Raw genomic sequence first — 25,387 nt, 5'->3', positions numbered from 1 at the left:
CAAGCTCTCCCCAACAGGACTTCAGCGCCCGGCGAGTATCGCCGATTGCGCGGCATTGCACACCCGCAATCGGCCGACAGCGCTCTAGATCAATAGTTCAGGGCGAATCGATATCGTCATCAACCTGCCATCACTGTGCCACTGGTCTGTCATAAACGATCGCGATACTGGCGCCTGTTTTTAGAGCGCCGGGTTCTACCCGGACACTGTTTTCCGACACCCATATTGTCGGTTGTGCCCCGGATGGTTTCGCCATCCCCTCTCATCTTCGGAGATTGCTATGCGTCTTGCTTCCACGAAAACTGCGGCGGCCCTGTGCGGTGGCTTGTTGCTGGCCATGAGTGTTCCGGCCAGTGCTGCAGTCGACGCCAAACTGCTCGACATGCTCAAAGCTAACGGTTCCATTTCCCAGGCACAGTACCTCGAACTGCAAACTGAACTGGCCAAGGATCAGAAGGCTCAGCAAATCGCGCAGCAGGCGCAGCAAGAGACCAACGAACAAGTCGCCGCTGTTGCGAAGAAAACCAACGAACAAAGCGTCTTCGACCAGAAACTCGCCTGGGCCGCCAAGACCCAGTTCAAGGGCGATGTGCGAATCCGTCAGGAAACCATCAAGATCGACGGCGAACCGAACAACGGTGGCCGCGACAAGGATCGTCAGCGCATCCGTGCCCGTCTGGGTGCCTACACCGAGATCAACCCGCAAGTCGACACCGGTATCCGTATCGCCACCGGCGGCGGTGACGATGCCCGTTCGACCAACCAGGATCAGGACAACTACTTCGACAAGAAGCAGATCTGGCTCGACCTCGGTTATATCGACTATCACCCGGACCAAATCAAGAACCTGCACATTATCGGCGGCAAGATGCTGCAACCGTGGGTCAGCATGGGCGATGTGATCTGGGACAGCGACATCAACCCGGAAGGTCTGGCTGTCACCTACAAATATCCACTGGGCAGCAGCGCCGAACTGTTCGGCAGCCTGGGTAACTACAACCTCAAGGACAACGTTGACGGCGACGGCGTGCAATTCCGTCACGACCTGCGTCTGACTGCCGGCCAGTTGGGCAGCCGTTTCAACATCACCGACAACCTGAAAGTCACCCTGGGCGGCAGCGTCTACGCCTACCAGAACGACGAAGACAGCCGCTGCACCGGTACTTCCACACCGTGTGCGCTGGCAGTCAACGGCAACTCGGCTAACAACGAATTCCGTCTGTATGAAGGGTTCAGCCAGGTCGACATCGGCGGTCTGCCAATGCCACTGTCGTTCTACGGTCAGTACGTGAAAAACAACGATGCCGTGACCGATCAGGACACCGCGTGGCTGTTGGGCGCCAAGTCGAAAGTCTTCGGTCTGAACCTCGATTACAACTACCGTGACGTGCAACGCAACGCCGTGGTCGGCGCCTTCACCGACTCCGACTTCGCCAACGGCACCACCGGTTCCCGTGGTCACAAGTTCAAGGTCGGTTACGACATCGACAAGAACTTCGCCATCGGCGCGACGTACTTCCTGACCAAGGCTGACTTCGCCAGCCGCACCCAGCGTGACGCTGACGCCAACACCCTGCAGCTGGATGCGGAAGCCAAGTTCTAAAACGCTTCACCCCATAGCCTGGTGCGGGCGGGACGATCCCCATCATCCGTTCGTTTCGCCTGCACCGGACTATTTCTGCGGGATGCAAAAAACCACGGCAGGAGCTGCCGAAGGCTGCGATCTTTTGATCTTGTCTGAACACAAGATCAAAAGATCGCAGCCTCGTTTCACTCGACAGCTCCTACCGGGGGTTATCTTTTCGTCGTTGCTCGGCCAGGCGCTCGGCCAGTTCCTCGACGCCTTCTGCCGGCGACTCCGGCAGCGCCTTCAAAGTGGCTTGCATCAAACGCATCTGACGAATGAAACGCCGACAGTTCGGACAAAACATCAGGTGATGACGCACCATCCACTTTTCGCGAAAGCTCAATTGGTCATCAAGATAATCGCTGGAGCGCGCCACTTGTTCCTTACAGGTCAGCATTCTCCGGTCTCCTCAAAATGCTCCACGGTTGCGAAGACTTTCAGCCGTGCACGATGCAGCAGCACACGGACATTGGAGAGCGAAATCTCCAGAAGATTACAGATCTCCTCCAGCTCCAGCCCCTGGCGTTCGCGCAACAGCAAAACACTGCTTTGCAGTTCCGACAGGCTCAGCAGCGTGTGCTCCAGGCACTCGCGCAGTTCGCCTTCGGTGAGCAGGGCTTCGGGGGTGTCCTGGTGCCAGGCGAACGGGGCGACCAGCCAATGGCCGTCACCGGCAGAGAAGCGGTCGTCGTCGATCGTGCCATGGGGTGACGGCAGATCATCCATCAACACTTCGCGGCGATTGTGTTTATAACGGCTTTTGGCTGAGTTGGCCGTGATGGTCAATAGCCAGGTCTTGAGACTGGAGCGACCTTCGAAGCTGGCAATGTGGCGCACCACGGAAAGCCAGGCATCCTGCACCACTTCCTCGACGTGACGCTGGCCGACAATCGCATACGCCACGGCACGCATCGCGCTCTGGTACGTCGTCACCAGTTCCTTGAAAGCCTGTTGCTCACCCGCCAGCAGGCGCGCAAGCAGTTGGGTATCGTCAGCCGCCATCCATCAATCCCCTTGTCCCGATTCCGGAAATAAACGCGGCAGGTCTTCACCTGCCGCCATTTCCGAAAAATTACAGCGTTTGAGCCGATTCGGATGTAGGAAAGGTCGGCGCGATTAAGAGGAAATTAAACCTATTTTCAACGCTTGCGCAGAATCACGCTGCCGATCGAATAGCCCGCACCGAACGAACTCAGCACCGCCAGTGAACCGCTCGCCAGATCATCCTGATACTTGTGGAAAGCAATCACCGAACCTGCGGAGCTGGTATTGGCGTAAGTGTCGAGAATCACCGGAGCTTCTTCTTCGGTGGCTTCGCGGCCCAGCAACTTGCGCACGATCAGGTGGTTCATGCTCAGGTTGGCCTGGTGCAGCCAGAAGCGCTTCACATCGCCGACGTTGAGCTGGTTCTCTTCCAGGTGTTCACCGATCAGTTCGGCAACCATCGGACAGACATCCTTGAACACCTTGCGGCCTTCCTGGACGAACAGCTTGTCGCGAGCACCGATGCCCTCTTCCGCCGCGCGGTTAAGGAAGCCGAAGTTGTTGCGGATGTTGTTGGAGAACTTGGTCAGCAGCTTGGTGCTGACTACGTCGAACTGGTACTTGGAAGTCGCCAGATCGGCGCGCTCGATGATCACCGCAGTCGCGGCGTCGCCGAAGATGAAGTGGCTGTCACGGTCACGGAAGTTCAGGTGACCAGTGCAGACTTCCGGATTGACCATCAGGATCGCCCGGGCCTGGCCCAGTTGCACGCTGTTGGCCGCGGCCTGAATGCCGAAAGTCGCCGAAGAACAGGCCACGTTCATGTCGAAACCGAAACCCTGAATGCCCAGCGCTTCCTGGACTTCGATGGCGATGGCCGGGTAGGCGCGCTGCAGGTTGGAGCAGGCAACGATCACGCCGTCAATGTCGGCGGCGGTTTTGCCGGCACGTTGCAGGGCCTGTTCGGCCGCGCCGATGGCCATCTGGCAGAGCACCGACCATTCGTCGTTGGAACGCTCCGGCAGGCGCGGGGCCATGCGTTGTGGATCGAGGATGCCGGCCTTGTCCATGACAAAGCGGCTCTTGATGCCCGAGGCTTTTTCGATGAATGCGGCGCTGGATTCGGTCAGGGCCTGGACTTCACCGCTGGCAATGGCCTCGGCGTTGTCAGCGTTGAACTGGGCGACGTAGGTATTGAAAGACTGCACCAGCTCTTCGTTGGAGATGCTGTTGGCCGGGGTGTACAGGCCGGTGCCGCTGATGACGACGTTATGCATGGTCGTTTCTCTAATCTGTTCAGGCAGAAAGTGCTGGAACCGTCGTACCAACACACAAAGGGTCTATTCCCATCCGGGGGACGCAAACCTGGCATCGCTTTATTCCGTCGCGCGAACCGGCCGAAGGCTCTGGGTCGCGAAACTGGTGTTTATGGTCGCGAAGTTTGCCATAAACGTGGACTTTTGGCGCCTTTCTCAAGCACAACCGCAGTCCCCTGTAGGAGTGAGCCTGCTCGCGATAGCGGTCTGCCTGCCACTGATGAGGTGTCTGATAATGCGCTATCGCGAGCAGGCTCACTCCTACAATGGATTGTGCGGGTCTCCAGGTCAGGGTTCGACCTGGGTCCACTGTTTGTTCAGGCGCTTGTCGGAGATCGGGACCTTGGTGCCCAACTGCTGGGCGAACAGCGATACCCGGTATTCCTCCAGCCACCAGCGGTACAACTCAAGCTGCGGATCGCGTTTGCCTTCCTGGGCGTGTTTGGCCGCACGAGTCTGATATTGCGCCCAGAGACCGGCCAGTTCGCCGCTCCAGACACGATCCTTCTGCACCTGCGCGCCGAGCTTTTCGAAGCGCTGCTCGACCGCCTTCAGGTAACGCGGCAGCTCTTTGAGCCACTGCATCGGCGTCTCGCGAACAAACCCCGGATACACCAGATTGTTGATTTGCTGCTTGATGTCATTCAACGCCACGGCTTGAGCGAGGTCGATCTTGCCCTTGAAGCGCTTTTGCAGGCTGTGCCAGAGCTTGAGAATCTCCAGCGTCAGGCGCGCCACACGCTCGGCGTGCTCGGTCCAGTTGCCGCGTTTGCGCTCGGCCAGTGCCGCCAACCCGGCGCCGTCGCGGGGCAACGGGTCTTCGCCTTCAAGGATGCAGCTGTCGAGGCTGGCCAGCAGAATGTCTTCGTCCAGCGCATCGACGCGGCCCAGCTCGCGATAGAGCAAGCCCAGCTCGGTCTGCCCCGGCAACTTGCCGCGCAAGAACTTCGCCGGCTCGGCCAGTTGCTGCATCAACAAGCGCTGCAAGGCGCGACGATGCTGAAACTCGGCCTCGGCCGGGGTCGAGAAGCGCCCTTCCTTGACCGTACCGCCCTCTTCCACCAGCGCCGGATACACCGTCATCGACAGCCCGGCGATCTTCTGCTGAGTCTTTTCCGCCACCGGCGCGAAGACTTTCGCCTCCACCGGTTGCTGACTTTTCGCACTCTGCGGCACCGCCAGGGCGGCCTGACTGGCTTCGGCAAAGCGCGCCGTCAGTTCGGCCAGATCGCGGCCTTCGCCGAGAAATTTGCCCTGGCCGTCGACGATTTCCAGGTTCATCCGCAGATGCCCCTCGACGCCTTGCTCGGCCTCTGCCCACGCCTCATCGCTGACCCGCGCGCCGGTCATGCGCAACAATTCGCGACCGAGCGCTTGCGGCAACGAACCCTCGGCAAAGGTCATGCGTTGCAACGCCGCTTTGATGAAGTCCGGCACCGGCACGAAGTTCTTGCGCAAGGCTTTCGGCAGATTGCGCACGAGAGCGATGCACTTGGCCTCGATCATCCCCGGCACCAGCCACTCCAGGCGTTCCGGCGGCAGCATCGGCAACAGCGGTGCCGGCACGCGCAGGGTCACGCCGTCACGCGGATGATTGGGTTCGAAATGATAGGTCAGCGCCAGTTCCAGATCGCCGATGTGCAGCGTGTCCGGGTAATCACGCGTAGTGACTTCACTGGCCTCGCGGGCGAGCACGTCTTCTTCGCGCATGATCAGCAGTTGCGGGTTCTTCTGGCTGTTGACTCGATACCAGCTGTCGAAGGTCGCGGTCTGGTGAATATCCGCGGGCAAGCGCGCGTCGTAGAACGCGTACAGGGTTTCTTCATCCGCGAGAATGTCGCGACGACGGGCTTTCGCTTCCAGTTCGTCGAGCTGTTCGAGCAACTGTTTGTTGGCGGTCAGGCACTTGGCTTTCGATTGAATCTCGCCACGCACCAGACCTTCACGGATAAACAGCTCGCGGGAGACCACCGGGTCCACCGGGCCGTAATGCACCGGCCGGCGGCCAACCACGATCAGCCCGAACAGGGTGATCTGTTCAAACGCCACGACCTGACCGCGCTTCTTCTCCCAGTGCGGTTCGAAATGGTTTTTCTTGATCAAGTGCCCGGCCAGCGGTTCGATCCAGTCGGCATCGATCTTGGCGACCATGCGCGCGTACAGCTTGGTGGTTTCCACCAGTTCGGCGGTCATCAACCATTGCGGGCGCTTCTTGCCGATGCCCGACGACGGGTGAATCCAGAAGCGTCGCTGACGCGCGCCGAGGTAATCGCCGTCTTCGGTTTTCTGGCCGATCTGGCTGAGCAGACCGACCAGCACGGCTTTGTGCAGTTTCGGATAATCCGCCGGCTCTTTATTCAGGCTCAGCTGCATGTCACGGCAGATCAGGCTCAACTGGCGGTGAGAATCACGCCACTCGCGCAGACGCAGGTAGTTGAGGAAATTCTTGCGGCACCAGTTGCGCAACGGACTGGCGGTCAGTGCCTGGCGCTGCTCTTCGAAACCGCGCCACAGATTCACTAAACCGGCGAAGTCCGAATCGGTGTCTTTCCATTGCGCATGCGCCTGATCAGCCGCTTGCTGACGCTCCGGCGGACGTTCACGCGGGTCCTGAATCGACATGGCACTGGCGACGATCAGCACTTCCTGCAAACTGCCGAGTTTCGCCGCTTCAAGCAGCATGCGACCCATGCGCGGGTCGACCGGCAGGCGCGCCAACTGACGGCCCAGCGGTGTCAGCTGGCTGTTGCGATCCACCGCCGAGAGTTCTTGCAGCAGGTTGAAACCGTCACTGATCGCCTTGCCATCTGGCGGCTCGATAAACGGGAACGCGGTGATCTCGCCGAGACGCAGATGCAGCATCTGCAGGATCACGGCGGCGAGGTTGGTACGCAGAATTTCCGGATCGGTAAATTCCGGGCGCCCGAGGAAATCCTCTTCGCTGTACAGACGCACGCAAATCCCCGGCTCGACCCGCCCGCAGCGACCTTTGCGCTGATTGGCACTGGCCTGGGAAATCGCTTCGATCGGCAGGCGCTGCACCTTGGCCCGATAGCTATAGCGGCTGATGCGCGCGGTGCCGCTGTCGATCACGTAACGAATGCCCGGCACGGTCAGCGAGGTTTCGGCGACGTTGGTCGCCAGCACCACGCGACGGCCCGGGTGCGACTGGAAAATCCGCTGCTGTTCGGCCGGCGACAGGCGCGCGTACAACGGCAGGATTTCCGTGTGTTTGAGTTGCGCCTTGCGCAGCATATCGGCAGCATCACGAATCTCACGCTCGCCGGGCAGGAACACCAGCACGTCCCCCGGACTGCGGCGTTCGCTGCGCTCGTACGCGGCGATTTCGTCGAGGGTGGCGAGGATCGCCTGATCCACGGTCAGGTCGTCTTCGACGCGATTGCCCTCTTCGTCCTGTTCCAGGGTCAGCGGGCGATACCAGGTGTCCACCGGGAAGGTGCGACCGGACACTTCAACAATCGGCGCATCATCGAAGTGCTTGGAGAAACGCTCCAGATCGATGGTCGCCGAGGTGATGATGACTTTCAGGTCCGGGCGACGCGGCAGCAGGGTTTTCAGGTAACCGAGCAGGAAGTCGATGTTGAGGCTGCGTTCGTGGGCTTCGTCGACGATGATCGTGTCGTAACGTTCGAGGTAGCGATCGTTCTGGGTTTCGGCCAGCAAAATACCGTCGGTCATCAGTTTGATCAGGGTGTTGGCATCGCTCTGATCCTCGAAACGCACCTGATAGCCGACCAGCGAACCGAGCGGCGTGCCGAGTTCTTCGGCGACGCGACTGGCAACGCTGCGCGCAGCGATCCGGCGAGGCTGGGTGTGGCCGATCAGACCGTGCTGGCCGCGACCGATTTCCAGGCAGATTTTCGGCAACTGGGTGGTTTTGCCTGAACCGGTTTCGCCAGCGATGATCAGCACCTGGTGTTTTTCCAGCGCCTTCTTGATTTCGTCGCGCTTGGCCGCAATCGGCAAACTGTCGTCGTAACGAATCACCGGCAGGCTCGCCTTGCGCGCCAGCACCTGATCACAGGACGCCTGCATGCGCGTCACCCATTGGGCCAGTTTGGCCTCGTCGGGTTTCTTGCGCAGCTCAAGCAACTGCCGCCGCAGCCGGTGACGGTCGGCGAGCATGGCGTGGTCGAGGTTTTTCAGCAGTTTGTCGATGGAGGGCGATTCGTCGGTCATCGGGTAGGCAATTCGGTCGTCTATATGTGCAGGGGGCGGATTGTCGCAGATTTGGCGGATTTGTGGCGTATCTGGGGGATTGCGGCCCTCACCCTAGCCCTCTCCCGGAGGGAGAGGGGACCGACCGAGTCAACTTTGCCAGCTTCGCCGACCTGAACGTGCATCACCGAATCCATAATCGCCAAGGCCTATCAGGTCGGCGTTCGACTTGAGACACCTCGGTCGGCCCCTTCTCCCTTTGGGAGAGGGGACCGATGGGGGGATGCTGAAGATATTCACCGACCTGAAATCGCTTTACCGAATCCATAATCGCCAAAATCTTTCAGGTCGGCGTTTGACCCCAGACACCTCGGTCGGCCCCTTCTCCCTTTGGGAGAGGGGACCGATGGGGGGATGCTGAAGATATTCACCGACCTGAAATTGCTTTACCGAATCCATAATCGCCAAAATCTTTCAGGTCGGCGTTTGACCCCAGACACCTCGGTCGGCTCCTTCTCCCTTTGGGAGAGGGGACCGATTGGGGGATGCTGAAGATATTCACCGACCTGAAATTGCTTTACCGAATCCATAATCGCCAAAATCTTTCAGGTCGGCGTTTGACCCCAGACACCTCGGTCGGCCCCTTCTCCCTCCGGGAGAGGGCTGGGGTGAGGGGCTTTTAAAAGAGCTACTCGTTATCGAGTCCTTTACGCCGATAAGGAAAGACATCAATCACTTTCCCGGCGCGAATCGCCTCTTGCAAGCTCTTCCAGTAATCGGCGTTATACAACTCGCCATGCAACTGATCGAACAACTTGCGCTGCCCCGAATCGGCAAACAGAAACGGCGGAAACTCCTCGGGAAACACATCCAGCGGGCCGATCGAGTACCACGGCTCGGAGGCCATTTCGTCCTCCGGCGTGCGCGGCGCGGGGATGTGACGGAAGTTGGCTTCGGTCAGGAAGCAGATTTCGTCGTAGTCGTAGAACACCACTCGCCCGTGTCGAGTAACGCCGAAGTTCTTCAGCAACATGTCACCGGGAAAGATGTTCGCCGCCGCCAGTTGCTTGATCGCCAGCCCGTAATCCTCGAGCGCCTCGCGCACCTGCGCCTCGTTGGCGTTTTCCAGATAGAGGTTGAGCGGAGTCATCCGGCGCTCGGTCCAGCAGTGGCGGATCAGCACCGTGTCGCCCTCGACCGACACCGTCGACGGCGCCACTTCCAGCAATTCCTCCAGACACGCCGGATCGAACTTGCTCAGCGGAAAACGAAAATCGGCAAACTCCTGGGTATCGGCCATACGCCCGACCCGGTCGACGCTTTTCACCAGTCGGTACTTCTCGATCACCGTAGCGCGGTCGACGTTTTTCGACGGTGAGAAACGGTCCTTGATGATCTTGAACACGGTGTTGAAGCCCGGCAGGGTGAACACGCTCATGACCATGCCGCGCACGCCCGGCGCCATGATGAACTGATCATCGGTGTTGGCCAGGTGATTGATCAGTGCGCGGTAGAACTCGGACTTGCCGTGCTTGTAGAAACCGATCGAGGTGTACAACTCGGCGATGTGTTTGCCCGGCAGAATCCGCCGCAGGAAACCGATGAATTCCGCCGGCACCGGCACATCGACCATGAAATACGAACGGGTGAAGGAAAAGATTATCGACACATCGGCTTCGTCGGTAATCAACGCATCGATCTGAATCCCGCGCCCTTCCCGGTGCAACAGCGGAATCACCAGTGGCCATTGTTCGTCGCGGGTGTAGATGCGCCCGACCAGATACGCGCCCTTGTTGCGGTAGAGCACCGAGGAAAACAGCTCGACGCTGAGTTCCGGATCCTTGCACACCCAGTCCGGCAGGTTCTCGCGCAGTTGCGCTTCGAGCCGAAGCAGGTCACCCGGCAGATCGGCGTAATCCTCGCTGAAACGGTAATCGGCAAAAATGCTCGCGAGCATTCCCGACAATTGCCCCTGCGGCTTGTAGGTGCGGGTTTGCGCGGCACGGGCACGGCGCAGGGTCGGGCGGGTGGTGTGGATGAACATGCAGCCGTCGCTGATCAGGTCGTGGCTGAACAGCCCGCAGAAAATCGAGTTGTACCAGGTCTCGGACAGCTCATCGTCGAAACGCAGGTCGATGACGCTGATATAGGCACTTTTCACCAGTGGCCAGCAACTGACATTCATCAGCGTTTCATCGTCGAAATACTCGCGCAGGCGGGCAATGGTTTCGCCGACCTTTTCTTCGTAGAGATTGATCCGCGCCGCCGACGCCGTTTGCGTCTCCTGCCAGCGCGCCTGCTCGAAGCGTTCCCGGGCGCCGTCGGTGATCCGCCGGAAATGCTCGCGGTAATCGTCAAAGCCATCGAGGATCATCCGGGCGATGTCGGTGGCTGGCCATGGCTGCGGCATAGATGAGACCTCGGCGTGCGTGGGGAAAGCTGTGCCTGAGCTTAGTCACGGAAGCGGGCGCAGGTGAAGTGCAATTTCTGCCAAATCCGCGTCAGGGTTGTACAGCGATGCCGTTTTCAGCAAAGTTTTTTTAATCGACCGTTCGGTCAGTTAATCACCTGTGTGGTTCTCCCTGCCGCGCTGCGCCAACCCGCGAATTCTCCGGGCTTCGCATCCAATACCTGACTGACGTCTCTAGTCCGTGGCTTTGCTGTGCCAGCACGACGCGCCAGCGACGTTTTCAGATTGGTCTTACCAAAATAGTGGCACTTTGATATATAGCCCGCCAGCATCCCTCGCCTCATAACAAGATCCTCGCTGACGAGGACGACCTTCCCCCTCAAAGTTCAAGGAGCACACTGATGTCTATCCGGAATCTGCGCATAGGTTTGCGCGCCAGTTTGAGCTTTGCCGTTTTGGCCGGTCTGCTGATGGTGGTCGGCCTGTTCGGTCTGGGCCAGATGAAAACCTTGCGCGAGAGTGCAATCGTGATTGAAGAATCGTGGATGCCGAGTATCGAGAGCATTCATGACGCGGCGGCGAATATCGCCAGCATCCGCCTCGAATCCTTGCGCCTGATCACCAGCACCCAGCCTGCCGTGCGCGACAGAAGCAAAGGCATCATCAAGGCGCAGCGCGAAGAATTGCTCAAGCGCCTTGCCGATCACAAAACCCTGCTCACCAGCGAGGAAGAACGGGTGATGCTCGACGGTCTGAATGCCAACACCGCCAAGTACATGAGCCTCCTCGAACAGATCATCGGTCAGATCGACGCCGGGCAGAGTGAACAGGCCTACACGCGTCTTAACAATGAGCTGGCGCCACAGGGAACAGTACTCGACAAGGCCCTGGAGCAGATGATCGCGTTCAATCAGCAAGGCGCCGACACCGCCGCCGATGCCGCCGCAGCGATGTATCAACGGGCATTGTGGATTGTCGCGACCATCATCGTGGTTGCTCTGATTGCCACGCTGCTGTTGGCCTGGCAGTTGACGCGCAGCATTACCACGCCGATCAATCAGGCACTGAATGTGGCGCGGCGCATTGCTGGCGGAGACCTCAGCGGTCAGATCGTCAGCACCGGTAAAGATGAGGCTGCGCAGCTGCTCGACGCCTTGGCCGAGATGCAGGGCAATCTGCGCTCGACCATTCGTGGCATCAGCGAATCGGCGCAGCAACTGGCTTCCGCGGCCGAGGAAATGAGTTCGGTCATGGAGCAAAGCACCCGCGGCCTGCAACAGCAGAACGATCAGATTGAACAAGCCGCCACCGCGGTCACCGAGATGAGCACGGCGGTGGATGAAGTTGCCGCCAACGCGGTGTCCAGCGCCGAAGCGTCAGCGGCGTCCAACGAAGACAGCAAGCACGGCCATGTGCAGGTCAGCGAAACCATCAGTTCGATCCAGGCGTTGGTCGACGCCGTACTCGGTGCTTCGGCACAAGCCGAGGGCCTGGCCACCCAGGCCCAGGACATCAGCAAAGTGCTGGAAGTGATTCGCGGGATTGCCGGGCAGACCAACCTGCTGGCGCTCAATGCGGCGATCGAAGCGGCACGCGCCGGTGAAGCCGGACGCGGTTTCGCGGTGGTGGCCGATGAAGTGCGTTCGCTGGCACAACGCACGCAAAATTCCACCGAAGAAATCGAGCTGATGATCAGCAGCATCCAGCAAGGCACGGGGGCGACCGTGGGTGCATTGCAGAGCAGTGCCGAGCAGGCCGGCCAGACCCTGCGCCGGGCCAACAGCGCGGGTCAGGCGCTGGAGAAAATCACCGCGTCGATCTCGCAGATCAACCAGCGCAATCTGGTAATCGCCAGCGCCGCCGAGCAACAGGCCCTGGTGGCCCGTGAGGTCGATCAGAATCTGGTGACCATCCGCGACCTCTCAACGCAGACCGCCGCTGGCGCCACCCAGACCTCGGCCGCGAGCCAGGAACTGTCGCGTCTGGCCGTCGACCTTAACGGCCTGGTGACACGCTTTGTGATCTGAGCAAACAGTTCAATGCCCGAATAGCGGTTGCCTTCGTCAGGGCGCTCGGCAACACTCTCGTCCCGATCAAGGAAGGAGACCCGCCGTGAGCCCTGTCGATATTTTCCGTATGTTGTCGCTGGCGGCCATCTGGGGCGCGAGTTTTCTGTTCATGCGCATTATTGCGCCAGTGATCGGCACGATCCCGACCGGATTCTTTCGCGTGTCTATTGCAGCCGTTGGCCTGCTGGTGATCCTCGGGTTGATGCGCGTGCGCTGGGATTTCAAAGGCAAACTGAAAACCGTGATGCTGCTGGGCGTGATCAACTCGGGCATTCCGGCGACGCTGTATTCGGTTGCAGCCCAGGTGTTACCGGCCGGTTATTCGGCGATTTTCAACGCCACCACACCGCTGATGGGCGTGCTGATTGGCGGGTTGTTCTTCAGTGAAAAACTCACCGCAGCCAAACTGGGTGGGGTGTTCCTCGGCCTGTTCGGCGTTGGCGTGCTGACCCGCGCCGGTCCTGTCGCGTTCGATCTGCAACTGTTGATGGGCGCCCTCGCCTGTTTGCTCGCGACCACTTGCTATGGTTTTGCCGGTTTCCTTGCGCGACGCTGGCTGGATCAGGCGGGTGGACTGGACAGTCGTTTGTCGGCGCTGGGCAGCATGCTCGGCGCGACGTTGTTCCTGTTGCCGCTGTTCGGCTACAGCGTGATCACGTCGCCGCCGGTCAGTTGGGGCGGCTGGAATGTCTGGCTGTCGCTGCTGGGCCTGGGTCTGGGTTGCACGGCGTTTGCCTACATCATCTACTTCCGCTTGCTCAGTTCGATCGGGCCGGTGAAGTCGATGACCGTGACCTTCATGATCCCGCCGTTCGGCGTGTTGTGGGGGGCGTTGCTGCTGGATGAGCCGCTGTCGATGGCGCACATTTATGGCGGGGTGTTGATTGCGCTGGCCTTGTGGCTGGTGTTGAAGCCGGCAGTGGTGAAACCTTCGCAGGTGACAGCCCGCTAGCCTTCTGGCGCGGCTGAAATGGCTATCGCGAGCAGGCTCACTCCTACAGGGGAATGCATTCCAATGTGGGAGCGACGGTGCAACGATTCGACCTGCTCGCGAAGGCTATGTAACAGTCGCTACTCAGTGGTTTTACGGAACACAAACGCCAGACCGACAATGATCAACAGCATCCCCAGCACACTCAATGCCGCCAGGCGATTGCCGAAAATCAGATAGTCCATCACCGCCGTCACCGCTGGCACCAGGTAAAACAGGCTGGTGACGTTGACCAGATTGCCCCGTGCGATCAGCCGATACAGCAACAGCGTCGCCAGCACCGAGACCACCAGTCCCATCCACAACACCGGCACGATAAAACCTGTGCTGTGTTCAAAGTGGAACGGCTGGAACGGCACGAAAATCCCGCACAGCAACAACCCGGCCAGGTATTGCACCGGCAGCGTACCGAGAGGATTGTCGGTGATGCGTTTCTGCATGATCGATCCCAGCGTCATGCTCGCCAGCGCCAGCAGACCAAACAACATGCCCGCCCAGGACATCCCCGCCAGGCCGATGCCTTGGTAAACCACCATGATCAGACCGGCCAGCCCCAGCGCCAGACCGAACAGGCGGCTCGCTGAACGCTGTCGCTCCATCAACACCACGGTGAGAATCGGCTGCACGCCCATGATGGTCGCCATCACGCCCGGCGTGACTCGGCTGCTCAGGGCCAGCAGATAGAAAATCTGATAAGCCCCCAACAACACCACGCCGGTGGCGATCGCATAGAGCATCGGCCGTCCGCCCTTGGGCAACTTCAATTTGAGCAACGGCACCAGCAGCACCAATCCGCACAAGGCGATCGCAAAGCGAATCAGCAGAAAGGCAAACGGTGAAGCATGGGCCAGGCCCCATTTGGAGAAGATCGCCCCGCTGCTCCACAGCAGAACGAACAGGCTCGTGGACGCGGCCGCGAGCGCGGATTTTTTCGAAAGGACAAACATGAATACCACCTGTAGTCAGGCAAATAGCCAACTCAGCCGAAGCTGAAATTCAGTAGGTTTTTCTGGCGGGCGCAAGGGTCAGCAGAAACTGCCGATCAGCCCGAAACGCCAACGCCCGGCGGTGATACGACTGCGCACACCGGCGTGCTACTGACAGGTGGAGGGTAATGACTGATCTGCCTGCACTGCTGATTCCCGCACGGCACGACGCCAGCGTTGACCGCTGAATCGACTACCGCGTTGATGAGGGATGCAGGCATTGGAGCAGATCTTTTTTGAAGGGGTGGAGGGTGAGGCATACGACTCACGTGCGCCGACTATAACCAGCGGGCGACATGGATTGCAATGATTTGGGCAAAGGGCCGGTAGCGACGAATGGATGACTGCTGAATAGGCTGTGGAGCAACCGCAACACCTATCGATGGGGAGACATGGAATGCTCGAAATCATATGCCAAGGGAACGGAGTTATCTGCGCTATCAGTTGTATCGATCGCTGGCCAGGAAGCAGGCAAGCATCGCCACTGCTCTGTTGCAGCTACCAGCGGGACAGGACTTGTCGAAAGTACGCTTTGAACCTATCGATGCCAAAGCACTAGGTGCTTTCGAGCTTTGGGAGAATCCGCATTTTTGCTGGCGAGAGATTGCCGAATGGAAGTCACGAGAACCCTTGTCCCTGGATATCGCGATCTGGTTTGAGGAACAGCTGTGCGGGCTGTGTTTTGTCAATCCGAACAAAAGCCGCCAGCGAATTCGAATCGTACGATTGGAGGAGCAATTCCTGTTTATAAAAAACTCGGCTTCAAATTTGATTTTGAAGGCCGCCTTGTCCTCGCAGTGGAGAGTAAAGTATGGTGAAAACTGTTCAAGTAATGATCAACGAGGGCGGGAGCATGCGTAAATCTGTGAAAAAATCCCCCACTAAGAAAAGATCTATCAAACCGGACGATAAGCTTATCTCCTCCGAGCTATCAGCCAATCAGCAGCGTTTTCTTCAGCTACTGATTACAGGCATCGAAGACGAACCCAACGTTCTCGCTGGACGGCGCTGATTCGCAGGCAATAAAAAACCGCTCACAAGGAGCGGTTTTTTTACAACATCCAGCCTCAACCAAACAGCCAATACCCCAGCAACGTCAACACCGCCACCGCCAGCACCGGCCGCATCACGCGGTAGGCCTTCGGATGACGGCGTTTCCATTGTTTGACCACACCACTGAACCTGTCGCTGAAGTTCTTGCTCCAGGCGTAGGCCTGGTTGATCCCGCCGACGCGTTCGTCGTCGAGGTTCTGCGGTGCGGTGGCTCGACCGAGAAACGCGCTGATGGAGCGGTTGATGCGGGTCATCAGGCGATTGCTCAGCGGACGCTCGACGTCGCAGAACAGGATCACCCGGGTCTGTTCGGTTTCATTTTTGACCCAATGCACGTAGGTCTCGTCGAACATCACGTCTTCGCCGTCACGCCAGGCGTAGACCTGACCATCAACGAAGATCCGGCAATCGTCGGAGTTCGGCGTCGACAGGCCCAAGTGATAACGCAGGGAGCCGGCGAACGGATCGCGATGCGGGTTCAAGTGGCTGCCACCCGGCAACAGCGCGAACATCGCGCCTTTGACGTTGGGAATCGCGCTGACCAGCGCTACGGTTTTCGGGCACAGGGTTTCAGCCGATGGCAGCGGTTTGTCGTACCACTTGAGGTAGAAACGCTTCCAGCCCTTCTTGAAGAACGAGCCGAAACCCGCGTCGTTGTTCTTTTCTGCGGCGCGAATATAGCCTTCGTCGAACAGGTGCATGGCCTCGTCGCGAATGGTTTCCCAATTGTCGCGCAGCACGTCCAGTTCCGGGAACTTGCTGCGATCCAGGTACGGCTTGGACGGCACGCCGGAGAACAGGTACATCAAGGCGTTGTACGGGGCGAACAGCGCCGAGTGGTTGACGAACTGGCGTAGAACCGGCAAGCGCGCCTTGCCGCGCAAATGCACATAGAGGATGCTGCCCACAAACAGCAGCAACACCAACACCTTGGCGGCTAACGAAACGGTCATCAACGACTCCTTGAATAAAGACAACGCTGCGCAATGCCTTTTACCCGGCATGGCAGCCGGCCATGATAAACACTACCGGCGCCGGGCAAAACCCGCCTTACACAAGATTCAGTGTTAAGCATTGCGCAACAAAGCATTTATTAGCATAACGATCCTGAACCCCGGCTGATCTGAGTCAATCCGATTACTGCTGATTCTCCTGCTCAGTGAACAGATCACTGAACAACATGCTCGACAGATAGCGCTCACCAGAGTCCGGCAGAATCACCACAATGGTCTTGCCCTGCATTTCCGGGGTCTCCGCCAGACGCACCGCCACGGCCATCGCCGCACCGCAGGAGATGCCGCACAGAATTCCTTCTTCCTGCATCAGGCGCAGCGCCATCGCCTTGGACTCTTCGTCGGTAACCTGCTCGACCCGGTCGACCATCGACAGATCCAGGTTTTTCGGCACAAAACCGGCACCGATCCCCTGAATCTTGTGTGGGCTGGGTTTGATCTCTTCGCCGGCCAACGCCTGGGTAATCACCGGCGACGACATTGGCTCCACGGCCACCGACAAAATCGGTTTGCCCTGAGTATTCTTGATATACCGCGAAACGCCGGTGATGGTTCCGCCGGTGCCGACGCCGGCCACCAGTACATCTACCGCGCCATCGGTGTCGTTCCAGATTTCCGGGCCGGTGGTTTTTTCGTGAATCGCCGGGTTGGCCGGATTATCGAACTGCGCCGGCATGAAATATTTGTCGGCATCGCTGGCGACGATCTCGGCAGCCTTCTCGATCGCGCCTTTCATGCCCTTGGCCGGCTCGGTCAACACCAGTTCGGCGCCCAGCGCCTTAAGGACCTTGCGACGCTCAATGCTCATTGAGGCCGGCATGGTCAGCATCAGCTTGTAGCCACGGGCAGCGGCAACAAACGCCAGACCGATCCCCGTGTTACCCGATGTAGGTTCGACAATGGTCATGCCCGGCTTGAGTTTACCGCTGCTTTCGGCGTCCCAGATCATGTTGGCGCCGATCCGGCACTTGACCGAGTAACCGGGGTTGCGCCCCTCGATCTTGGCCAGAATGGTCACGCCACGCGGCGCGATACGGTTGATCTGCACCAGCGGCGTATTACCGATGGAATGGGCATTGTCAGCAAAAATACGGCTCATGGCTGGGTCCTTATGCAGCGTTGAATTCAGCCTTTCAAGGTATGCCTGTTGCCTGGCGCAGTCCAGTCGGGTCGAACGACTGCGCGGCGTAACAGTCAATCGCTTACATCTTCAGGGAATTGCCGTCATGAAGCGTCGTTACAGTTGGCCACTAGGGATTTTCGCCGTCGTCGTTGTGCTGTTGATTGCACTGCACATCGCCCTGCCTTACATGGTGCGCGACTACCTGAACGGCAAACTGGCGGACATGGGTGACTATCGGGGCCAGATCACTGATGTCGACCTTGCGCTGTGGCGCGGGGCGTACAAAATCAATGGTCTGAAAATCGTCAAGGTCGACGGCAAAGTACCGGTGCCGTTCGTCGACGCGCCGTTGATCGATCTATCGGTCAGTTGGCATTCGCTGTGGTACGACCGAGCCGTTGTAGCCCAGGTGCAATTCGTCAAACCGGAAATAAACTTCGTCGATGGCGGGGCCAACAAGAAGAACTCCCAAACCGGTCAGGGTACTGACTGGCGCGCACAACTGGGCAAATTGCTGCCGATCACCCTCGACGAAGTACAGATTCACGAGGGCAAAATCACTTTCCGCAATTTCAATTCCAAGCCACCGGTCAACATGAACGCGACCAATGTCGACGCGAGCATCTACAACCTGACCAATGTGGTCGACAAAGAGGGCAAACGCGACGCCCGTTTCGAAGGTAAAGCCCTGCTGCTGGGCCACGCACCGCTGGAAACCACTGCCACGTTCGACCCCCTGAGCAATTTCGAAGACTTCGAATTCCGCCTGCGCGCCAAAGACATCGAACTCAAACGCATGAACGACTTCGCCTCGGCCTACGGCAAGTTCGACTTCAACGCCGGCCACGGCGATGTGGTGATTGAAGCCCAGGCCAAAAAAGCGCAAGTCAGTGGCTACATCAAACCGCTGCTGCGCGACGTCGAAGTGTTCAACTGGCAACAGGACGTGGAAAACAAGAACAAGAGCATCTTTCGCTCGGTCTGGGAGGCATTGGTGGGCGGCACGGAAACCGTGCTGAAGAATCAGGCGAAAAACCAGTTCGCCACCAAGGTCGAACTCAGCGGTAACGTGCATCAGCAAAATATCAGCGCGTTCGAAGCGTTCTTGCAGATTTTGCGCAATGGTTTCGTACAGGCATTCAATGCCCGCTATGAGCGGCCGAAGCCTGATGCGGGTTAGGGGTCGTGTCTGAAAAGGCATCCAGATACAGAGTGTCGGCACCGATCTGAATATCCGGAACCGGCCATTCAACAGTCCACCCGTTATCGCCCAAAATAGCAGTCGCAAACACTTGGGGGTCAAGCAATGGTTGCAACTGCGGATACGTTTGAATATCTCGACTGAGATCGAACATCAGTTTTCGGCCATCAACAAAGTCCAGCGCCAGCCGGTTATTGGATAGCGCAGTGACTGCCGTCAAGCGTGGCCGTTTCATGGATAGCTTCAATTTCGGCCTCCGGGCACATGGGGGGGCCACTTCGCAGCCAGCGGGAGCAAGCTCCCTCGCCACAGATTCAGTGGACATCCTGAAGGCTATAGCCAAATCATCGAGGCCTGAATACTGGCCATGCGCCGAGACTGAGTCAACATGTGACGCCCCATTCAGAGACTGAATAAGCCGTCTGCGTTCACAGTCGACCGGCCTGCGCGTTATAGTCGGGCATCCGATTATTTCGCCCCCGCCCTGCCCGTCAGGTCGGCGTTACCGTTCGAGGATTAGCAGATGAAGTTCGAAGGCACCCAGGCCTACGTCGCCACCGATGACCTGAAGCTGGCGGTCAACGCCGCCATCACCCTGGAGCGGCCGCTGCTGGTCAAGGGCGAACCGGGCACCGGCAAGACCATGCTCGCCGAGCAACTGGCCGAATCGTTCGGCGCCAGGTTGATCACCTGGCACATCAAGTCCACCACCAAGGCCCATCAAGGCCTCTACGAGTACGACGCGGTGAGCCGTCTGCGCGACTCGCAACTGGGCAATGAAAAAGTCCACGACGTGCGCAACTACTTGAAGAAGGGCAAGCTCTGGGAGGCGTTCGAGTCCGAAGAGCGGGTCATTCTGCTGATCGACGAGATCGACAAGGCCGACATCGAGTTCCCCAACGACCTGCTGCAAGAACTCGACAAGATGGAGTTCTACGTTTACGAAATCGACGAGACCATCAAGGCCAAAAAGCGTCCGATCATCATCATTACCTCCAACAACGAAAAAGAGTTGCCGGACGCCTTCCTGCGCCGCTGCTTCTTCCACTACATCGCGTTCCCCGACCGCACCACCCTGCAGAAGATCGTCGACGTGCACTACCCGGACATCAAGAAGGATCTGGTCAGCGAAGCGCTGGACGTGTTCTTTGACGTACGCAAGGTACCGGGTCTGAAGAAGAAGCCGTCAACCTCGGAACTGGTCGACTGGCTGAAGCTGCTGATGGCCGACAACATCGGCGAAGCAGTGCTGCGCGAACGCGATCCAACCAAAGCGATTCCACCGCTGGCCGGTGCGCTGGTGAAGAACGAACAGGACGTGCAACTGCTTGAGCGCCTGGCGTTCATGAGCCGTCGCGGCACCCGCTAAGAGGCTGATGCCATGTTGCTCAACCTGTTCAATGAAATGCGTGCAGCCAAGGTACCGGTGTCGGTGCGCGAGCTGCTCGACCTGATCAACGCGCTTAAACAGCGCGTGACCTTCGCCGACATGGACGAGTTTTATTACTTGTCACGGGCGATTCTGGTGAAGGACGAACGCCATTTCGACAAGTTCGACCGCGCGTTCGGCGCCTACTTCAATGGCTTGGAAAAGCTCGACGATCATTTGCAGGCGCTGATTCCCGAAGACTGGCTGCGCAAGGAGTTCGAGCGGTCATTGAGCGACGAAGAACGCGCGCAGATCCAGTCCCTCGGCGGCCTCGACAAGCTGATCGAAGAATTCAAGAAGCGTCTGGAGGAACAGAAGGAACGTCACGCCGGCGGCAACAAGTGGATCGGCACCGGCGGTACCAGTCCGTTCGGCTCTGGCGGCTTCAACCCGGAGGGGATTCGGGTCGGCGATGCCGGCAAGCGGCAGGGCAAAGCGGTGAAGGTCTGGGATCAGCGCGAGTACAAAAACCTCGACGATTCGGTGGAACTGGGCACGCGCAACATCAAAGTGGCCCTGCGTCGCCTGCGCAAATTCGCCCGTCAGGGCGCAGCGGAAGAACTGGACATCGACGGCACCATCGACCATACCGCCAAGGACGCCGGTTTGCTGAACATCCAGATGCGTCCCGAGCGCCGCAACACGGTGAAGCTGTTGTTGCTGTTCGACATCGGCGGTTCGATGGACGCCCACGTGAAGATCTGCGAAGAGTTGTTCTCGGCCTGCAAGACTGAGTTCAAGCATCTGGAGTACTTCTACTTCCACAACTTCATTTATGAATCGGTGTGGAAGAACAACATGCGCCGCACCTCGGAGCGCACTTCGACCCAGGATCTGCTGCACAAGTATGGCGCCGACTACAAAGTGATCTTCATTGGTGACGCTGCCATGGCGCCTTATGAAATCACCCAGGCCGGCGGCAGTGTCGAGCACTGGAACGAAGAGCCGGGTTATGTATGGATGCAGCGTTTCATGGAGAAGTACAAGAAGCTCATCTGGATCAATCCGTATCCGAAGGACACCTGGGGGTATACCTCATCGACTAATATCGTTCGCGATTTGATCGAGGATCAGATGTATCCGTTGACGTTGCGCGGGCTTGAGGAAGGGATGCGCTTTTTGTCCAAATAATCTTCGTTGTCAATGAGGGCCCCTTCGCGAGCAAGCCCGCTCCCACAGTTGGAATGCATTCCCCTGTAGGAGTGAGCCTGCTCGCGATGCTTTTTAGCGATTCAGAACGCGCTGCAAATACTCGACATGCTCACGGTGCGCGACGTCCTGCACCACCGGCCGCAACCGCACCTGCGTCCCCGGCAGATACTGGGCCAACCGCGCCAGTGCCAGCGGCGTCAATGCCCCCAACCGCGGATAGCCGCCAATGGTCTGCCGATCATTGAGTAACACGATCGGCTGGCCGTCCGGTGGTACTTGCACCGCGCCCAATGGAATCCCCTCGGATATCATCGGCTGGCCCTGGTACTGCAACGCCTTGCCCTGCAAGCGAATGCCCATGCGATCAGCGCGGCTGTCCAGGGTCCAGGGACTGTTGAACGCATCAAACAGACTCTGCCCGCTGAACTGGCCGATCTGCGCGCCAAGCACCAGATCCAGAGCAGCAGTCGATTTCAGGTCCGGCCGTAGCGCCAATGGCACCTCCCGCAGCGACTGCGAGTCCCCGCGATAACTCAGCGTCGCGCCCTTGGCCAACGGCAGGCCCATGCCGTCCAGCCCACCGAGTTCTTCACGTACCACGGTAGCGCTGCTGCCCAGCACCTTGGGCGCCTCGAAACCGCCGGGGGCGGCCAGATAAGCCCGGGCTCCAAGCAACGGTTGGGTGAACTGCAACGTCTGCCCTTTTTCCAGTTTGAAACTGCGCCACGGCATCAGTGATTGCCCGTCAATCTGTGCGCCAAGATCCGCACCGGCCACGGCCAGCCAACATTCCTCTTCGGCCACCACGGCAAAGCCGCCGAGGGTGATTTCGATCGCCGTTGCATCCAGCTGATTGCCGAGCAGCCAGTTGGCCCAACTCATCGAACACCAATCTGCGGCACCGCCCTGGGTCACGCCCAAATGCCGCACGCCAAAGCGCCCGGCATCCTGCAACAGACACAGCGGTGTACTCGCGGCAATCGTCAGTCGGCTCATGCCAGTGCCTCCAGTGGCGTGTCATCCCCACCCAGATGGATGAACTCGGCATGACTGACCGCTTCGAATCGCACCGTGTCGCCCGGTTGCATCAGGCTGTAGCCATCGCGATGGCGGTCGAACAATTTCGCCGGTGTGCGACCGATCAGGTTCCAGCCGCCGGGGGATACCACCGGGTAGGCCGCCGTTTGCCGTTCGGCGATGCCGACGCTGCCGGCGGCAACTTTTTTGCGCGGCGTGCCCAAGCGCGGCGCGGCAAGCACTTCTTCGACCAATCCCATAAACGCAAACCCTGGCGCGAAACCCAGGGCGAATACCTGATATTCACGTCCGCTGTGACGCCGGATCACTTCATCCAGCGCCAGACCGCTGCGCTCGGCGAGCAATTTCAATTCAGGGCCGACGCTCAAGTCATACCAGACCGGCAGCACATGGCACTGGCCGGCCGTTTGCGCATTGGGCGACAGATCGAGCAACGCTTCGCCGATCAATTCCCGCGCCTGGTTCGGGCTCAGTGCCGTCAGATCGTAATGCACCATCAGCGTCGTGTAGGACGGCACCAGATCGATCAGTTGCGTACCGAATCCCGCACGCAACCGCTCGCTGGCGGCGAGCATCCACGGCATGTTGGCTTCGGCGATTTCATCGAACAGACGCACCATCAGGCAGTCCAGTGCCACGATTTCAATCCTGAGGTTCATGACGCACTCTGCTGATTCAAGGCGTCGCGAATGCGCTGCACGGCGGCCACCGAACTGGCGTTGTCGCCATGCACGCAGAGAGTGTTCGCTTGCAAAAGCAGAGCGCTGCCGTCGTTGGCGGTGAGGGGGTCGCCACGAGCAATGGTCAAAGCTTGCTCGATGATGGTTTCGGCATCGTGATGCACCGCGCCCGGCAGTTGACGCGAAACCAGTTTGCCGGCGCTGTCGTAGGCGCGGTCGGCGAAGGCTTCGAACCACAGAGTCACGCCATACTCATCGCCAATTTGCTGCGCGGCGGAGTTGTCGCGGGTGGCCATCAACATCAGCGGCAAGCTGCGGTCGTAAGCGGCCACCGCCTGAATCACCGCACGCAGTTGCGCCGGGTTGGCCATCATGTCGTTGTACATCGCGCCATGGGGTTTGACGTAACTGACGCGCCCGCCCTGCGCCTTGCAGATGCCGTCGAGGGCGCCGATCTGATAATGCAGAATGTCTTGCAGCTCTTGCGCCGAATACACCATGGAACGGCGGCCGAACCCGACCAGGTCCTGATAGGCCGGGTGCGCCCCGATCTGCACGCCGTGGCTCAAGGCCAGGCTGACGGTCTTGCGCATGATGCTCGGGTCGCCGGCATGGAAACCACAGGCCACGTTGGCGCAATCGATGAAGGGCATGACCTCCGCATCCAGACCCATGGTCCAGCTGCCGAAGCTCTCGCCAATGTCGCAATTCAATAGCAGGCGGCTCACGGTGAACACTCCTGTAGGTGCTTGTCTTTTTATCTGTAGGACTGTGCTTCGCAGGTTATCAGTTACTGCGTATCGAGTTGCTTGCCACGGGTCTCCGGCAGGCTCAACGCCGCAATAATCACCACGCCGTAAGACACCGCCGCAAAGGCGCCAATGCCGACGCTCAACGGAACCTTCTGGCTAAGCAAGCCAATCAATAGCGGAAACAAAGCCGCCAGCGCCCGGCCGATGTTGTAGCAGAAGCCCTGCCCCGAACCGCGAATTCGCGTAGGAAACAGTTCAGTCAGAAATGCGCCCATGCCGCTGAAAATCCCCGAGGCAAAGAAGCCGAGCGGGAAGCCCAGCCACAGCATCACGCCGTTGCTCACCGGCAACTGCGTATAGAGCAGAACGATGGTGAACGAGCCGACCGCGAAGAGGATGAAGTTTTTCTTCCGTCCTAGCAGGTCGGTCAGATAGGCGCTGATCACATAACCGACGTAGGAGCCGACAATCACCATCGCCAGATAACCGCCCGTGCCGAGCACGCTCAAGCCGCGTTCGTTTTTCAGGAAGGTCGGTAGCCAGGAAGTGATCGCGTAATAGCCACCCAACGCGCCGGTGGTCAACAATGAAGCGCGAAACGTGGTGAAGAGCATGCCGGGGGCGAAAATCTCGTAGAACTTCGATGGATTTTCTGGCGTTTGCTGCGCCTTGGCCTCGCGGTAGATCTCCGGATCCTTCACCAGCCGACGGACGAAAATCACAAAAATCGCCGGCACGATGCCGAGGATGAACAGCGCCCGCCAGGCGTCTTCCGGCGGCAACACCGAAAACAGCAACGCATACAAAATCGCCGTCAGCCCCCACCCCAGCGCCCAACCGGATTGCACCATGCCCACCGCTTTGCCACGGTCCTTGGCGCGAATCACCTCGCCGATCAGAACCGCACCGGCCGTCCATTCGCCGCCGAAACCGAAACCCATCAACGTCCGGGCGATCAATAGTTGTTCGTAGTTTTGCGCGAAACCGCAGAGGAAGGTGAAAAAGGCGAACCACAGCACGGTGAGTTGCAGAGTGCGTACACGACCGATGCGGTCAGAAAGAATCCCGGCAACCCAGCCGCCAATGGCCGAAGCAATCAGCGTGCTGGTGTGAATCAGCCCCGCTTCGCCGGTGGTGATGCCCCACATCGCGATCAGTGTCGGCACGACGAAGCTGAGCATCTGCGTGTCCATGCCGTCCAGACCGTAGCCGATCTTGCAGCTCCAGAACGTGCGACGCTCCTGCTGGTTGATGTTGCGATACCAGTCGAACGGCCCCGGACGCGCCGTTGCCTTGGGGATTTCTAGGGTGTCGGGAGCACGCATGGCTTATCTCCGCAGGTTTTTTATTGGTCTTGTTCCTGGCCCCGACGACGCCTATCGTG

General features: G+C 59.1%; 19 protein-coding genes and 1 pseudogene. 7 read left to right on the top strand and 13 right to left on the bottom strand.

The window, feature by feature from the left end; genetic code table 11:
- Positions 1 to 280: 280 nt before the first annotated feature.
- Positions 281 to 1,603: a putative porin gene (locus tag ACM6IV_RS19410; RefSeq protein WP_414871226.1), complete on the top strand. Its 1,323-nt coding sequence runs from the start codon at positions 281 to 283 to the stop codon at positions 1,601 to 1,603.
- Between the two features lie 181 nt (positions 1,604 to 1,784).
- On the opposite strand, the gene ACM6IV_RS19405 is transcribed toward ACM6IV_RS19410, so the two are convergent.
- From ACM6IV_RS19405 to aceK, 5 genes are all read right to left on the bottom strand, one after another.
- The gene (locus ACM6IV_RS19405; RefSeq protein ID WP_414871225.1) at positions 1,785 to 2,024 is read right to left on the bottom strand and encodes an anti-sigma factor family protein; all 240 of its coding nucleotides are present in this window, start codon (positions 2,022 to 2,024) and stop codon (positions 1,785 to 1,787) included.
- Positions 2,018 to 2,629, bottom strand: coding sequence for an RNA polymerase sigma factor (locus ACM6IV_RS19400; RefSeq protein WP_414871224.1), 612 nt, complete (start codon positions 2,627 to 2,629; stop codon positions 2,018 to 2,020). The genes ACM6IV_RS19405 and ACM6IV_RS19400 overlap by 7 nt, the downstream gene beginning before the upstream one ends.
- Positions 2,630 to 2,766: 137 nt before the next feature.
- A complete protein-coding gene (locus ACM6IV_RS19395; protein ID WP_414871223.1) occupies positions 2,767 to 3,888 on the bottom strand; it encodes a beta-ketoacyl-ACP synthase III in 1,122 nt (373 codons plus the stop codon).
- Positions 3,889 to 4,215: 327 nt separating this feature from the next.
- Positions 4,216 to 8,127 (bottom strand): ATP-dependent RNA helicase HrpA, encoded by a 3,912-nt coding sequence (gene hrpA / locus ACM6IV_RS19390; RefSeq protein WP_414871222.1) that lies wholly within the window; start codon positions 8,125 to 8,127, stop codon positions 4,216 to 4,218.
- A gap of 667 nt (positions 8,128 to 8,794) precedes the next feature.
- A complete protein-coding gene (gene aceK, locus ACM6IV_RS19385; RefSeq protein WP_414871221.1) occupies positions 8,795 to 10,516 on the bottom strand; it encodes a bifunctional isocitrate dehydrogenase kinase/phosphatase in 1,722 nt (573 codons plus the stop codon).
- Positions 10,517 to 10,917: 401 nt separating this feature from the next.
- Here aceK and ACM6IV_RS19380 point away from each other — a divergent pair, with 401 nt between their 5' ends.
- Both ACM6IV_RS19380 and ACM6IV_RS19375 read left to right on the top strand, forming a co-directional pair.
- Complete coding sequence (locus ACM6IV_RS19380; RefSeq protein ID WP_414871220.1) at positions 10,918 to 12,543, top strand: methyl-accepting chemotaxis protein; 1,626 nt, start codon at positions 10,918 to 10,920, stop codon at positions 12,541 to 12,543.
- Positions 12,544 to 12,628: 85 nt separating this feature from the next.
- Positions 12,629 to 13,537 carry a DMT family transporter gene (locus tag ACM6IV_RS19375; protein ID WP_414871219.1) on the top strand — a complete coding sequence of 303 codons (909 nt, stop codon included), beginning with the start codon at positions 12,629 to 12,631 and terminating at the stop codon, positions 13,535 to 13,537.
- A 119-nt stretch (positions 13,538 to 13,656) separates the two neighbouring features.
- Here the strand turns inward: ACM6IV_RS19375 and ACM6IV_RS19370 are convergent, their stop codons facing one another.
- Positions 13,657 to 14,523 (bottom strand): DMT family transporter, encoded by an 867-nt coding sequence (locus ACM6IV_RS19370; protein WP_414871218.1) that lies wholly within the window; start codon positions 14,521 to 14,523, stop codon positions 13,657 to 13,659.
- 555 nt (positions 14,524 to 15,078) lie between these two features.
- On the opposite strand from ACM6IV_RS19370, the gene ACM6IV_RS19365 reads away from it, so the two are divergent.
- A complete protein-coding gene (locus ACM6IV_RS19365; RefSeq protein WP_414871217.1) occupies positions 15,079 to 15,423 on the top strand; it encodes a hypothetical protein in 345 nt (114 codons plus the stop codon).
- Positions 15,424 to 15,629: 206 nt separating this feature from the next.
- On the opposite strand, the gene ACM6IV_RS19360 is transcribed toward ACM6IV_RS19365, so the two are convergent.
- Both ACM6IV_RS19360 and cysK read right to left on the bottom strand, forming a co-directional pair.
- Positions 15,630 to 16,568, bottom strand: a complete 939-nt coding sequence (locus tag ACM6IV_RS19360) for an aspartyl/asparaginyl beta-hydroxylase domain-containing protein (protein ID WP_414871216.1) — start codon at positions 16,566 to 16,568, stop codon at positions 15,630 to 15,632.
- A 184-nt stretch (positions 16,569 to 16,752) separates the two neighbouring features.
- A complete protein-coding gene (gene cysK, locus ACM6IV_RS19355) occupies positions 16,753 to 17,727 on the bottom strand; it encodes a cysteine synthase A (protein WP_064119649.1) in 975 nt (324 codons plus the stop codon).
- A 127-nt stretch (positions 17,728 to 17,854) separates the two neighbouring features.
- On the opposite strand from cysK, the gene ACM6IV_RS19350 reads away from it, so the two are divergent.
- Complete coding sequence (locus tag ACM6IV_RS19350; protein WP_414871215.1) at positions 17,855 to 18,931, top strand: DUF748 domain-containing protein; 1,077 nt, start codon at positions 17,855 to 17,857, stop codon at positions 18,929 to 18,931.
- Positions 18,932 to 18,941: 10 nt separating this feature from the next.
- Here the strand turns inward: ACM6IV_RS19350 and ACM6IV_RS19345 are convergent.
- Positions 18,942 to 19,187 (bottom strand): annotated as a pseudogene (locus tag ACM6IV_RS19345) (DUF2442 domain-containing protein); the annotation flags it as partial.
- A gap of 288 nt (positions 19,188 to 19,475) precedes the next feature.
- Here ACM6IV_RS19345 and ACM6IV_RS19340 point away from each other — a divergent pair.
- Complete coding sequence (locus ACM6IV_RS19340) at positions 19,476 to 20,321, top strand: AAA family ATPase (protein WP_123452482.1); 846 nt, start codon at positions 19,476 to 19,478, stop codon at positions 20,319 to 20,321.
- Positions 20,322 to 20,333: 12 nt separating this feature from the next.
- Positions 20,334 to 21,512 (top strand): vWA domain-containing protein, encoded by a 1,179-nt coding sequence (locus tag ACM6IV_RS19335; RefSeq protein ID WP_016771218.1) that lies wholly within the window; start codon positions 20,334 to 20,336, stop codon positions 21,510 to 21,512.
- Positions 21,513 to 21,605: 93 nt separating this feature from the next.
- Here ACM6IV_RS19335 and ACM6IV_RS19330 read toward each other — a convergent pair whose 3' ends face one another.
- From ACM6IV_RS19330 to ACM6IV_RS19315, 4 genes are all read right to left on the bottom strand, one after another.
- The gene (locus ACM6IV_RS19330) at positions 21,606 to 22,529 is read right to left on the bottom strand and encodes a biotin-dependent carboxyltransferase family protein (protein WP_414871214.1); all 924 of its coding nucleotides are present in this window, start codon (positions 22,527 to 22,529) and stop codon (positions 21,606 to 21,608) included.
- Positions 22,526 to 23,230, bottom strand: coding sequence for a 5-oxoprolinase subunit B family protein (locus ACM6IV_RS19325; protein ID WP_414871213.1), 705 nt, complete (start codon positions 23,228 to 23,230; stop codon positions 22,526 to 22,528). The genes ACM6IV_RS19330 and ACM6IV_RS19325 overlap by 4 nt, the downstream gene beginning before the upstream one ends.
- Positions 23,227 to 23,979 carry a 5-oxoprolinase subunit PxpA gene (locus ACM6IV_RS19320; protein ID WP_414871212.1) on the bottom strand — a complete coding sequence of 251 codons (753 nt, stop codon included), beginning with the start codon at positions 23,977 to 23,979 and terminating at the stop codon, positions 23,227 to 23,229. Before ACM6IV_RS19320 ends, ACM6IV_RS19325 begins: the two co-directional genes overlap by 4 nt.
- Before the next feature lie 62 nt (positions 23,980 to 24,041).
- A complete protein-coding gene (locus tag ACM6IV_RS19315; protein ID WP_414871211.1) occupies positions 24,042 to 25,328 on the bottom strand; it encodes an MFS transporter in 1,287 nt (428 codons plus the stop codon).
- Between the last annotated feature and the right edge of the window lie 59 nt (positions 25,329 to 25,387).

The sequence above is a fragment of the Pseudomonas sp. IT-347P genome (assembly GCF_949768005.1).
Classification (GTDB): domain Bacteria; phylum Pseudomonadota; class Gammaproteobacteria; order Pseudomonadales; family Pseudomonadaceae; genus Aquipseudomonas.
Note: the sequence above shows the minus strand (reverse complement) of the source record. Positions and strands in the feature narration are given on the sequence as shown.